The organism is Citreimonas sp., from assembly GCF_042096055.1.
In the GTDB taxonomy this organism is placed as follows: Bacteria; Pseudomonadota; Alphaproteobacteria; order Rhodobacterales; family Rhodobacteraceae; genus Citreimonas.
This window is the reverse complement of the sequence record NZ_JBELMH010000034.1, coordinates 6,072-18,429: the sequence shown is the minus strand read 5'-3', so window position 1 is coordinate 18,429 and position 12,358 is coordinate 6,072. Positions and strand designations below refer to the sequence as shown.

The window sequence follows — 12,358 nt, the reverse complement described above, 5'->3', positions numbered from 1 at the left end:
CACCTCTCATTAAGTCTGTATGGCCTGCGCCGCCGTCCGTGGCAGGCTGTGGACGGGAGGAGGCGGCATGTTCGAGGCGGTGGTGCTGATGTGTCTGGCAACGACGGAAGGCCAGTGCCGCGAGGTTCTGCTGCCGGGGTTCGAGGCTGTGGCGCAGGCCAAGTGCGAGGCGGCGCTGGCGGGGCAACCGCCTGATCTTGCGGCGTTTGCGGGGTTGGGAACGGCTTCAATTCCGCGGTGCCGGCCGGCGGGAGACGCGCTTGAGATGGTCGAGGTGGCCGAGGGCGTGCACGTCCACCGCGGCCACATCGAAGAGCCGGACGAGGCTAATCGCGGCGACGTGTCCAATCTCGCCATCGTGATCGGCGAGGCGTCCGTGGCGGTAATCGACAGCGGCTCGGCCCGCTGGATGGGCGAGGCGACGTGGCGCGCGATCCGCCTTCGGACCGACCTGCAGGTCAGCCACGTGATCCTGACGCATGTGCATCCCGACCACGTCTTCGGCGCGAGTGTCTTCGCCGAGGCGGGGGCCGAGATCGTCGGGCATGCGCGTCTGCCGCGCGCGCTTGCCGACCGGCAGGCCAACTACCGCGAGAGCCTTGCAAGGGAGATCGGCCCACAGGCGTTCCTGGGTACGCAGGTGCCGCGCGTCACGCTTACGGTGGAAGACGAGACCGCGATCGACCTCGGAAACCGCGTGCTGCACCTGCGCGCCTGGCCGGCCGCGCATTCCGGCACGGACCTGACGGTGTTCGACGTGCAGACGGGCACGCTGTTCGCGGGCGATCTGGTCTTCGACGATCACGCGCCCGCGCTGGACGGCAGCCTGCGCGGCTGGCAGCGGGTTCTGGAGGACCTTCAGGGACAAGACATCCGCCAGGTGGTGCCCGGGCATGGCGGCCCGTCGCTGCCGTGGCCCGACGGCGCGGAACCGCTGGCGCGCTACCTGCAAATCTTGGCCCACGACACGCGCGCCGCCATAGATGCGGGCGAAAGGCTGGGCGAGGCGGTGACGCAAATCGCCGAGGACGAACGACCGCATTGGCAGCTCTTCGACGCCCACAACCCGCGCAACGCAACGGTCGCCTTCACCGAGCTAGAATGGGAATGAGTCAGGAGCCCTCGATCTCGGCCTGAAGCAGCTGCGCGATGCTGTAGAGCCGCTTTTCCAGAAGCGTCGGCGTCTCGCACAGGTAGGTGATGGATTGCTGCCGATCGGTGTGGATCGTCTGGTCCCAGTCGATCTGCTCCTCGAGCGCGTCGACCTTGTCGAAGTCGGGATCGGCCTTCGCCATCTCGGCGTCCATCTCCTGACGCGCGGCTTCGATCCGTTCCGACAGCGCGATCTGGCTCAGCGAGAACTCGGCGATGCCGTCGATGATGCGCGCGCGTCGCTGCGACAGACTGTCGAAGACCTGCTGGAAGACGTGGCCCAGCAGATCGGCGTCTCCGCCATGCGACTCGGCGAAGGCGGCGATATCCGGCTTCAACGTCTCGGGTTCGATCCGCCGCACGGCCAGCTTGGCGCCGAGCCCTTCGACCGCGTCGCGCAGCGCGGGGTCCTGCGGCATGTCCTCGGGGATCGGCCGGGGCCACATCAGGCCCACCGAAAGACGTTCGACCTTGCGCTGGATGCACGGCCATGTCGGGTCCGAGAAGTCGGCGGCCCCCGCGACGCCCGGAAACCCCAGGCCCAGCAGTGCGGCCGCGAAGAATGCGCGCGTCGTCATGGCAAACCCCTCCCTCGGTCGGGAGGATGGCGCACGCCCCGGCGGCTGTCTACGCCACCGATTGCAAACTATAGTCTGCATTGTCCGGGTATACACCGGTCCACCATACTTTGACCGAAACGCGCCGGCCTGCTGGGACCGGTGACAGGAAGGAAGGTACTACATGCGCACACGTGCCGCCGTGGCCCTCGAGGCCGGCAAGCCGCTTGAAATCATGGACGTCAACCTCGAAGGCCCCAAGGCTGGGGAAGTGCTGGTCGAAATCAAGGCGACCGGCATCTGCCACACCGACGAGTTCACCCGCTCGGGCGCCGACCCCGAGGGGATCTTCCCCGCGATCCTGGGCCACGAAGGCGCCGGCGTCGTGGTCGAGGTGGGTGAAGGCGTCACCACGCTCAAGCCCGGCGACCACGTGATCCCGCTTTACACGCCCGAATGCCGCGAGTGTTATTCCTGCCTGTCGGGCAAGACAAACCTCTGCACCGCGATCCGCAACACGCAAGGTCAGGGCCTGATGCCCGACGGCACGACGCGGTTCTCGATGCTCGATGGGACGCCGATCCATCACTACATGGGCTGCTCGACCTTCGCGAACCACACCGTGATGCCCGAGATCGCGCTGGCCAAGGTCCGCGACGACGCGCCCTTCGACAAGATCTGCTACATCGGCTGCGGCGTCACCACCGGCATCGGCGCGGTGATCAACACCGCCGGGGTCGAGATCGGCTCGACCGCCGCGGTCTTCGGCCTTGGCGGCATCGGCCTGAACGTGATCCAGGGCCTGCGCATGGCGGGCGCCGACAAGATCATCGGCGTCGATCTCAACGACGACAAGGAAGAGATGGCGCGCAAGTTCGGCATGACCCATTTCGTCAACCCGAAGAAGGTCGACGACGTGAAGGCCGAGATCATCAAGATCACCAAGACCGAGAAGGACCAGATCGGCGGCGTCGACTATTCCTTCGACGCAACGGGCAACGTGCAGGTGATGCGCGACGCGCTGGAATGCTCGCATCGCGGCTGGGGCGTTTCGGTGATCATCGGCGTGGCGCCGGCCGGGGCCGAGATCGGCACCCGCCCGTTCCAATTGGTCACCGGCCGGGTCTGGAAGGGCACCGCGTTCGGCGGCGCCAAGGGCCGCACCGACGTGCCGAAATTCGTCGACTGGTATATGGACGGCAAGATCGAGATCGATCCCATGATCACGCACAAGCTGACGCTCGACCAGATCAACGAAGGTTTCGAGCTGATGCACGCGGGCAAGTCGATCCGCGCCGTCGTGGAGTTCTGAGGGCGCGATGGAGATCGTTTCCGAAAATCGCAGCTTCGGCGGGGTCCAGGGGGTCTACAAGCACGACTCCAATACCTGCGGATGCGAGATGACCTTCGCGGTCTACCTGCCTCCGCAGGCCAAGGACGGGCCCGTGCCGGTGCTGTGGTACCTGTCGGGCCTGACCTGCACGCACGAGAACGCCATGACCAAGGCGGGCCTGCAGGAACACGCCGCCGAGCACGGGATCGCCATTGTCTATCCCGACACCAGCCCGCGCGGCGACGGCGTCGCCGACGACGACGCCTACGACCTGGGGCAGGGCGCGGGGTTCTACGTGAACGCCACCCGCAGCCCTTGGCGGCCGCATTACCGGATGTACGACTATGTCCTGAACGAGCTGCGCGACATCGTGACCAGCGAGTTCAGGGTCGACGGGCGCCACGGCATCACCGGGCATTCGATGGGCGGACACGGCGCGCTGACGCTGGCGATGCGCAACCCCGACCAGTTCGACTCGGTCTCGGCCTTCGCGCCGATCGCCAACCCGACGCAAAGCGACTGGGGGCGCAAGCAGCTCAGCGCCTATCTCGGCGACGACGAGGCAGGCTGGGCGGACCACGATTCCACCATGCTGCTCGATGACAAGGGCTGGAAGGGCGACATCCTGGTCGACCAGGGCGGAGACGACCAGTTCTTCGATCTGCTCCGCCCGCAGGCGCTGGCCGCGATGATGGCGCGCCGGCGGCAGGCCGGCACCTTCCGGGTGCAGCACGGCTACGACCATTCGTACTTCTTCGTGAACAGCTTCGCCGGCGACCACGTCGCCTGGCATGCCGAACGCCTCTACTGAAATCCCAAGGAAACGGTTCAAGATGATGAAAACACTCGCAGCAGCAACGCTTCTCGTCACGATGCCCGTGCTGGCCTTCGCGGAAAGCCACGCGATGCAGGGCGACCCGGCTGCTGGCGAAGCGGTCTTTCGCAAGTGCATGGCCTGCCACGCCGTCGGCGAGGGCGCGCAGAACAAGGTCGGCCCGATGCTGAACGGCGTCGTCGGCCGCGAGATCGCCGCCCTCGAGGACTTCAACTACTCGGACGCGCTCATCGCGCTGCGCGAGGAGGGCAAGTCCTGGACGCCCGAAGAGCTTGCCGCGTTCCTCGAGAAGCCGCGCGACTACGCCACGGGCACCAAGATGGCCTTCCCGGGTCTGCGCAAGGAGGAAGAGCGCAACGACGTGATCGCCTATCTCGCGACCTTCACCGCCGAGGCGGACGGAGGGTCGTGACCGCGTGACCGGCGGGGGCGGCGGCGGGGAGGCCTGCCGCCCCGGCCATGACCGGCATCGCGGGGCAGCTTCGCCCGGCATGCCACCTTGCGGCCCCGGCCGCGCCAATGGGAGGAACGTAATGAAACACCTTCGAATCCTGACGGCTGGGATCGCCCTAGCCTGCGCCTCGCCGGCGCTGGCGAACGACGATCTCGTCGAGAAGATGTCGGACCCCACGCAGTGGGCGATCCAGACCGGCGACTACAAGAACCAGCGGTTCTCGGAGCTCGACCAGATCAACAAGGAAAACGTCGGCGACCTGCAGGTGGCGTGGACCTTCTCGACCGGCGTCCTGCGCGGGCACGAGGGCTCGCCGCTGGTGATCGGGGACATGATGTATGTCCACACGCCCTTCCCGAACATCGTCTACGCGCTCGACCTCGCGAACGAGGGCAAGATCGTGTGGCGCTACGAGCCCAAGCAGGACCCCGACGTCATCGCGGTGATGTGCTGCGACACCGTCTACCGCGGTGTGGCCTATGCCGACGGCAAGATCTTCCTGCACCAGGCCGACACTACGGTCGTCGCACTCGACGCGATGTCGGGCGAGGTCGTATGGGAGCAGGTCAACGGCGACCCCTCCAAGGGCGAGACCAACACCGCAACCGTTCTGCCGGTCAACGACAAGGTGCTGGTCGGCATCTCAGGCGGTGAATTCGGCGTGCGCGGCCACGTGACCGCCTACGACATCGAAACCGGCGAACAGGTGTGGCGCGCCTATTCCATGGGTCCGGACGAAGACATCCTGATGGACCCGCAGAACACCACGCACCTGGGCGAGCCGGTCGGCGAGAACTCGGGCACCAACACGTGGGAAGGCGACCAGTGGATGATCGGCGGCGGCACCACCTGGGGCTGGTACGCGGTCGATACGGACGAGAACCTGGTCTACTACGGCACCGGCAACCCCTCGACCTGGAACCCGTCACAGCGCCCGGGCGACAACCGCTGGTCCATGACCATCATGGCCCGCGACATCGACACCGGCATGGCCAAGTGGGTCTACCAGATGACCCCGCATGACGAATGGGACTACGACGGCGTCAACGAGATGATCCTGACCGAGCAGGAGATCGACGGAGAGGAGCGCAAGCTTCTGACCCACTTCGACCGGAACGGGATCGCCTACACGATGGACCGCGTCTCCGGCGAACTGCTGGTGGCCGAGAAGTACGACCCGGCGGTGAACTGGACCACGGGCGTCGACATGGACCCCCAGTCCGACACCTACGGCCGGCCCGAAGTGGTCGCGCAGTACTCGACCGAGCAGAACGGCGAGGACGTGAACTCGACCGGCATCTGCCCGGCCGCTCTCGGGACCAAGGACCAGCAGCCGGCGGCATACTCGCCCGAGACGCAGCTGTTCTACGTGCCCACCAACCACGTCTGCATGGACTACGAGCCGTTCCGCGTGGCCTACACCGCCGGTCAGCCCTACGTGGGCGCGACGCTCGCCATGTACCCGGCGCCCGACAGCCACGGCGGCATGGGCAACTTCATCGCCTGGGACAACATCAACGGCGAGATCAAGTGGTCGATCCCCGAGCAGTTCTCGGTCTGGTCGGGCGCTCTGGCCACCGCGGGCGACATCGTGTTCTACGGCACGCTCGAAGGCTACCTGAAGGCGATCGACGCCGAGACGGGTGACGAACTCTACCGGTTCAAGACCCCGTCGGGCATCATCGGCAACGTCATGACCTACGAGTCCGACGGCAAGCAGTATGTCGGCATCCTGTCCGGCATCGGCGGCTGGGCCGGCATCGGGCTCGCGGCCGGTCTGACCAACCCGAACGACGGTCTCGGCGCCGTGGGCGGCTACGCCGCGCTCAGCGACTACACCGCGCTCGGCGGCCAGCTGACCGTCTTCGCGCTGCCCGACTGAGACGCCTGAATCGAGACTGGGCTGGCGCGGGGTGATCCTGCGCCAGCCTTTTCCGACAAAACTTGCAAAAGGTGAGCCCCATGATGCGGACCGCATCCCGTTCCATCGCCGCAGCCGCAGCGTGCGCCCTGCTTCCGTCCCTCGGCCTGGCGCAAGCCTGGAGCGACCAGCCCGTGAAGCCGGCTGAGCACGCGGAAGACTTCGCGGTCGCCTACGAAGAGGACGGCATCTACTACAACGACGAGGATATAAAGACCTTCAACGTGGCCGAGGACGGCACGGTGGACTGGCAGACGTTCTCGGGGTTCCGGCGCTACCATTCCGAATGCCATGTCTGCCACGGGCCCGACGGCGAAGGCTCGACCTACGCGCCCAAGATCAAGAACTCGGCCGTGAACATGGGGTATTACGACTTCGTCGACGTGGTGGTGAACGGCCGGCAGAACGGCAATTCCGTCATGCCGCATTTCGGCGATAACCCGAACGTCATGTGCTACCTCGACGACATCTACGTCTATCTCGCGGCCCGCGGCATGGATGCGATCCCGCGCGGACGCCCGGCCAAGAAAGAAGCCAAGTCCGACCTGGTGCGCGAGATGGAAAATGCGTGCATGGGCTGACCGCGTCGTCGCACCGCTGATCCTTCTGTGCCTTGCCGTGGCGGCCACGCCCGGCCGGGCGCAGACCTCGGATCTGGTGTCGACGAACGCCCTGCGGGTCTGCGCGGATCCGGCCAACCTGCCCATGTCCGGCAAGGACACGCCGGGCTACGAGAACGCGCTCGCCGACCTGATCGGCGAGAAGCTGGGCCTGCCGGTGCGCTACGAATGGTTCCCGATGGCCACGGGCTTCGTGCGCAACACGCTGCGCGCCAAGAAGTGCGACGTGATCATGGGCTACGCCCAGGGGCACGAGCTGGTGCTGAACACAAACCACTACATGACGTCGGTCTACGCACTGATCGTGCCCGAGGACAGCCCGCTGGCCGAGGTCGAGACACTGTCGGATCCGCAACTGAAGGGCCTTCGGATCGGCGTCGTGGCGGGTAGCCCGCCGGCGACGCACATGGGGCGCAACGGCCTGATCGGGAAGGCGAAGTCCTACGCTCTCTTCGTCGACCGGCGCAACGAAAGCCCGGCCGAGGACATGCTCGACGATCTGGAAGCGGGCGAGATCGACGCTGCCATCCTCTGGGGGCCGCTGGGTGGGCCGCTGGTCAAGCAGGACCATCCCGGCCTGAAAGTCATCCCGCTGATAAATGAAACGCTGCCGCCGCGTCTGCACTACCGCATCACGATGGGCGTGCGGCAGGGCGAGAAGGTCTGGCAGCGCGAGCTCAACTCGCTCATCCGCCGCCACCAGGACGAGATCGACGCGATCCTGTCCGAGGCGGGCGTGCCGCTGGTCAGCGACATGGGCGACGCGGTGCTGGACGTCTCGCAATGATCCGGGCGCTGGCGCTCCTGCTTCTGGCGGGACTGCCGGCGACCGCCACCGCGCAGGTTCCCGAACCCGAAGGTTACCGGATGGAGTCCTATCGCGCTCCTGTCCCCGAGACGCTGCGCGGCGCCACCGTTGTCGGCCCGGACGAGGCGCACGCGCTGTGGCGCGAGGGCGCGGCGTTCATCGACGTGCTGCCGCAGGCCCCGCGACCCGCGAACCTGCCCGAGGGCACGATCTGGCGCGACAAGCCGCGCGACACCATCCCGGACGCGCTGTGGCTTCCGAACGTGGGCTACGGCGCGCTGGCCGACGTCACCGAGGCGTACTTCCGCGCCGGGCTGGAGGCCGCGACCGGCGGAGACTCGGCGCATCCGGTGGTGATCTTCTGCCTCGCCGAATGCTGGATGAGCTGGAACGCCGCGAGACGGGCGGTCGAATGGGGCTATGGCGCCGTCCACTGGTTCCCCGAGGGCACCGACGGCTGGGACGCGCATGGGTATCCGATGGAGGTGGTCGCGCCGTACTCCGCACCCGACTGAACCGGACGCCGACCGTGAAGTTATTCGGGGAAAAACGCCGTCTTGAGGATGTAGCGCATCCCCCGCGACCAGGACTCGTCGGTGTTGCCGCGGATGTCGACCACGCGCCCCTTGATCGTCTCGCCGCTCGTGGCGTCGCGCAGTTGCAGGTTCATCGACAGGATCAGGTTCGACACCTTCTGCACCTCGCCGACCAGTGCGAAATCGGCGCCCAGATCCGCGGCCATCCGCGCGTCGCACCCGTTGCATTTCGCCGGGTTCACGACGCGGTCCAGCTTGTCCTGCACCGGGGCGATGTCGACCAGCTCGTACCCCTCTGCGGCGAAACGATCGGCGACCAGGGTCTCGAGCATCCTTGTCCGCTCTTGCTCGGCTTCGTTGCCCCGTGCGGTCTGAACGGTGTCGTCGAGCAGCGTGATCCCGAAGAAGGCGACCCGTTCGCCCGCGCTAAGTGGCGCGGCGGCAAGGAAAAACAGCAGGGTAGCCAGGCGATGCATGGGAAGCCTTCTTAGAAAATAAGACTCGTCGGTCATCGTGCAGCCGGTACGCTGATGCTCACAACCCGACCAAAGGTATCGGTTGTGCACCGGGCGCTTTGGGACAGGGTTGGCGAGGAGAGGCCCAAGGGTTGAACCCGGGTCGGGGAGGTCGATGTGAATCGCGTTTTCGTTTCGCTTCTGGCGATGCTTGCGGCCGTGTGCCTGACCGGACCGGCCGCCGCATTGGAGGTGAAGGCCGCGGTGCTGCGCGTCGATTACCAGCGGCTGCTGCCGATCTCGCGCTACGAATTGCAGCCGGACGACCTGGGCTTTGCCGGCGCGCGGCTGGCGGACGAAGACAACGGCACCACGGGCCGGTTCCTGGGCCACACATACGAGACGCAGACCGTCGCCGTCCCGCCTGCTGAGGCGGACGCCGCGCTGGGTGACTTGCTGGACGCAGGCGTGGGGCTGATCGTGGTGATGGCCGAGGGCGACGACCTGCTGCGCCTGACTGACCGCGCCGCCGAGGCCGGCGCGCTGGTGCTGAACGCAAGCGCACCCGACGTCGCCCTGCGCGACGAAGCCTGCCGCGCCAACCTGCTGCACATCGCGCCCTCGAACCTGATGCTGACGGACGCGGTAGCGCAATACGCGGTCTGGAAACGGTGGGGCCGGTGGTTCCTGATCGCGGGATCGAACCCCGAGGACGTCGCGCTGGCCGACGCCTACCGCCGGTCGGCCGCGAAGTTCGGCGTGAAGGTCACCGAGGACCGAACCCTCGAGGATCGCGGCGGCACCCGGCGCACCGATTCCGGCCACGTGCTGGTGCAGAGACAGCTTCCGGTCGACACGCAGGACGCCGCCGAGCACGATGTGGTCGTCGCCGCCGACGCCACCGACTACTTCGCGCGCTACCTGCCGTTCCACCTGTGGACGCCGCGACCGGTCATGGGTTCGGCCGGGCTGCGGCCGGTCACCTTCCACGGCGCGCACGAGGCGTGGGGGGCCACGCAGTTCCACACCCGGTTCGAGGAGCTGACCCGCCGCTACGTCCGGCCCGAGGATTACAACGTCTGGCTTGCCCTGCGCGTGATCGGCGAGGCGGTGACCCGCGCCACGACTTCCGACCCGATGGCGCTGCGCGACTACGCGCTGTCGGACGCGTTCGAGCTGGCCGCCTTCAAGGGTCAGAAGGTTACCTTCCGCAATTGGAACGGCCAACTGCGCCAGCCGATCCTGCTGTATGACGGGATGATCACCGTCAGCGTCAGCCCGCAGGACGGGTTCCTGCACCAGGTCTCGCCGCTCGATACGCTGGGGCTCGACCGGCCCGAATCCGCCTGCACCGCCTTCGAATGATGGAGCCCGGGATGAAATCCACCCTCGCCGCCCTGATCCTGACAGTCGCCTCCACTGCGCCGGCGCTCGCCAACAAGGCCTTCGTATCGAACGAGCGCGGCAACACGATCACGGTGATCGACACCGACACGTGGGAAGTCACGGACGAGTTCTTCGGCGGCAACCGCCCGCGTGGTATCACGCTCAGCCCCGACGGGTCGAAGCTGTACGTCTGCGCGTCGGACGACGATCTGGTGCGGGTCTTCGACACCGACACCTACGAGGAACTGCCCAGCCTGCCGTCCGGCCCCGACCCCGAACTGTTCGTGATCAGCAGCGACGGACGGCACCTGTATATCGCCAACGAGGACGACAACTTGGTAACCGTCACGGATACCGAGACGCGAACCATCCTCGCCGAGGTGCCCGTGGGGGTCGAGCCAGAGGGCATGGGCATCAGCCCAGATGAAAGCTTCGTCGTCAACACGTCCGAGACGACGAACATGGCGCATTTCATCTCGACCGAGGATTACGAGATCAAGCACAACGTGCTGGTCGACCAGCGCCCGCGCTACGCGCAGTACACCGACGACGGCACTCGGTTGTTCGTGTCGTCCGAGATCGGCGGCACGGTGTCGGTGATGGACATCGCGCCGGACGGGACGCCGACGCTGGTCAAGAAGATCGGCTTCGAGGTTCCGGGCGTGCTGCCGGAATGGCTGCAGCCGGTTGGGGTGAAGGTGACCGACGACGGCAGCCGCGTCTTCGTGGCGCTCGGGCCGGCGAACCGCGTGGCGGTGATCGACGGCGAAAGCCTCGAGGTCATCGACTACATCCTGGTGGGCCAGCGGGTCTGGCAGCTCGGCTTCACGCCGGACCAGCAATACCTGCTGACCACCAACGGCAATTCCAACGACATCACGGTGATCGACGTGGCGGCCGAGAAGGCCATCAAGTCGATCCAGGTGGGGCAGCAGCCTTGGGGCGTGGTGGTCACGCCGGACTGACACGAGGGAGGATCGCGTATGAAGAGGTTGATCGCCGCGGGGATCGTCGCGACGGGCATCGGGTCGGGTGCCGCTGCCGCGCCGCTCTGCACAGATTTCGGCTTTGCCGGGCTGCTCGCCGCCTGCAACCGCGGAGAGCCGATCCCGCTCACGCTCGCCTCGGGCCAGCCGCTGGGCGAGGACCGCGTGCTGCAATCCGGCGCCTATTACGAGCTCGAGATCACCGCTGATGGCTCGGCCGAACTGGCGGTCGAGGGGGCGGGGTTCTTCCGCGCGATCTGGATGAACGAGATCGTCATCAATTCGATCGAGATCCGTCCCATGGCGATCGACTCGATCGAGTTCGACAAGGCCGGCACCGCCACGCTGTCCTTCATCGCGATCAAGCCCGGCAGCCATGTGTTGCGCATCCCCGGATCGACCGGCGGGGCGCAGCAGGTCACGTTCTCGATCCAGTAGGGGGGGTTGATGAAACGCATCGCCTTGTTGCTTGCCGTGATGGCCGGGCCGGCCATTGCCGCCCCGCACGTCGACCAGGACACCGTCGACCGCATCATGGCCAGGCTGGCCGAGATGGAATGCCAGATGGCGCCCGACGACATCGAGATGGAGGACGGCGGCTACGACCTCGACGACGTCATCTGCAAGGGCGGCAACCAGTTCGACATCATGCTCGACGCCGACCTGAACGAAGTCTCGCGCCGGGCGGAATAGGCCTGCGCCGCAGGACTGCCCGGCACCGCGCGGGCCGTGAATGGGAGGAATGCCATGTTCGATATCGTCAACCGCCTCGGCGCCGCGGCGCTGTTCAGCGTCGCGTTCGCGACCGCCGCGACGGCGCAGGACCTGCCCACGATCCGCGCCGCCACGCTGGCGATCGGAACCGTCAATTGGGAGATGAACACGATCGTCGAGCAGGGTTTGGACCAAAAGCACGGCTTCGACCTGCAGATCCAGGGCTATGCCGACAACGGCGCTACCCGCGTCGCGGTCGAGGGCGGCGAGGCCGACATGGCCGTGGCCGACTGGATCTGGGTCGCGCGGCAGAATGCGGCCGGCAAGGATTACGTGTTCATCCCGTACTCGAAGGCCGTGGGCGGTCTGCTGGTCCCCGAGAACAGCGAGGCGCAAAACCTCGCCGATCTCGCCGGGGGTAAGATCGGCATCGCGGGCGGGCCGCTCGACAAGTCGTGGCTGATCCTGCGAGCCTACGCGCAGCAGGAGCACGACATGGACCTCAAGGCCGAGACCGAGCAGGTCTTCGGCGCGCCGCCGCTGATCTTCAAGACCGGCCTCTCGGGCGAACTCGATGGCGCGATCAACTTCTGGCACTTCC

15 protein-coding genes are annotated in these 12,358 nt (G+C 66.7%); 13 read left to right on the top strand and 2 right to left on the bottom strand.

The features are described from left to right. Positions 1-67: 67 nt before the first annotated feature. A complete protein-coding gene (locus ACFDTC_RS09510) occupies positions 68-1,111 on the top strand; it encodes a quinoprotein relay system zinc metallohydrolase 2 (RefSeq protein ID WP_375258639.1) in 1,044 nt (347 codons plus the stop codon). 1 nt (position 1,112) lies between these two features. Here the strand turns inward: ACFDTC_RS09510 and ACFDTC_RS09505 are convergent, their stop codons facing one another. Beyond that, positions 1,113-1,730: a hypothetical protein gene (locus tag ACFDTC_RS09505; RefSeq protein WP_375258638.1), complete on the bottom strand. Its 618-nt coding sequence runs from the start codon at positions 1,728-1,730 to the stop codon at positions 1,113-1,115. 163 nt (positions 1,731-1,893) lie between these two features. Here ACFDTC_RS09505 and ACFDTC_RS09500 point away from each other — a divergent pair, with 163 nt between their 5' ends. The 7 genes from ACFDTC_RS09500 to ACFDTC_RS09470 all read left to right on the top strand — a co-directional run bounded on the left by ACFDTC_RS09500 (position 1,894) and on the right by ACFDTC_RS09470 (position 8,195). After that, complete coding sequence (locus tag ACFDTC_RS09500; protein ID WP_375258637.1) at positions 1,894-3,021, top strand: S-(hydroxymethyl)glutathione dehydrogenase/class III alcohol dehydrogenase; 1,128 nt, start codon at positions 1,894-1,896, stop codon at positions 3,019-3,021. A 7-nt stretch (positions 3,022-3,028) separates the two neighbouring features. Beyond that, positions 3,029-3,853, top strand: coding sequence for an S-formylglutathione hydrolase (gene fghA / locus ACFDTC_RS09495; RefSeq protein ID WP_375258636.1), 825 nt, complete (start codon positions 3,029-3,031; stop codon positions 3,851-3,853). Between the two features lie 22 nt (positions 3,854-3,875). Then, a complete protein-coding gene (locus tag ACFDTC_RS09490; RefSeq protein ID WP_375258635.1) occupies positions 3,876-4,289 on the top strand; it encodes a c-type cytochrome in 414 nt (137 codons plus the stop codon). 121 nt (positions 4,290-4,410) lie between these two features. Beyond that, entirely contained in the window at positions 4,411-6,213 is a 1,803-nt protein-coding gene (locus ACFDTC_RS09485) for a methanol/ethanol family PQQ-dependent dehydrogenase (protein WP_375258634.1), read from the top strand. A gap of 83 nt (positions 6,214-6,296) precedes the next feature. Next, positions 6,297-6,833 carry a c-type cytochrome, methanol metabolism-related gene (locus ACFDTC_RS09480; protein ID WP_375258657.1) on the top strand — a complete coding sequence of 179 codons (537 nt, stop codon included), beginning with the start codon at positions 6,297-6,299 and terminating at the stop codon, positions 6,831-6,833. Beyond that, on the top strand, positions 6,817-7,659 hold the full coding sequence (locus tag ACFDTC_RS09475) for a substrate-binding domain-containing protein (protein WP_375258633.1): 843 nt from the start codon (positions 6,817-6,819) through the stop codon (positions 7,657-7,659). Before ACFDTC_RS09480 ends, ACFDTC_RS09475 begins: the two co-directional genes overlap by 17 nt. Continuing rightward, a complete protein-coding gene (locus ACFDTC_RS09470) occupies positions 7,656-8,195 on the top strand; it encodes a PQQ-dependent catabolism-associated CXXCW motif protein (protein WP_375258632.1) in 540 nt (179 codons plus the stop codon). The genes ACFDTC_RS09475 and ACFDTC_RS09470 overlap by 4 nt, the downstream gene beginning before the upstream one ends. Positions 8,196-8,215: 20 nt before the next feature. On the opposite strand, the gene ACFDTC_RS09465 is transcribed toward ACFDTC_RS09470, so the two are convergent. Continuing rightward, complete coding sequence (locus ACFDTC_RS09465) at positions 8,216-8,692, bottom strand: DUF3280 domain-containing protein (protein ID WP_375258631.1); 477 nt, start codon at positions 8,690-8,692, stop codon at positions 8,216-8,218. A 186-nt stretch (positions 8,693-8,878) separates the two neighbouring features. Between ACFDTC_RS09465 and ACFDTC_RS09460 the strand changes: the two genes are divergently transcribed. The 5 genes from ACFDTC_RS09460 to ACFDTC_RS09440 all read left to right on the top strand — a co-directional run. Beyond that, the gene (locus ACFDTC_RS09460) at positions 8,879-10,036 is read left to right on the top strand and encodes an ABC transporter substrate-binding protein (RefSeq protein WP_375258630.1); all 1,158 of its coding nucleotides are present in this window, start codon (positions 8,879-8,881) and stop codon (positions 10,034-10,036) included. A gap of 11 nt (positions 10,037-10,047) precedes the next feature. Further along, a complete protein-coding gene (locus ACFDTC_RS09455; protein ID WP_375258629.1) occupies positions 10,048-11,022 on the top strand; it encodes a YVTN family beta-propeller repeat protein in 975 nt (324 codons plus the stop codon). Between the two features lie 18 nt (positions 11,023-11,040). Continuing rightward, a complete protein-coding gene (locus ACFDTC_RS09450; protein WP_375258628.1) occupies positions 11,041-11,481 on the top strand; it encodes a hypothetical protein in 441 nt (146 codons plus the stop codon). 9 nt (positions 11,482-11,490) lie between these two features. Beyond that, the gene (locus ACFDTC_RS09445; protein WP_375258627.1) at positions 11,491-11,736 is read left to right on the top strand and encodes a PepSY domain-containing protein; all 246 of its coding nucleotides are present in this window, start codon (positions 11,491-11,493) and stop codon (positions 11,734-11,736) included. Positions 11,737-11,790: 54 nt separating this feature from the next. Next, a partial coding sequence (locus ACFDTC_RS09440; RefSeq protein WP_375258626.1) for an ABC transporter substrate-binding protein occupies positions 11,791-12,358 on the top strand: 568 nt, incomplete at its 3' end.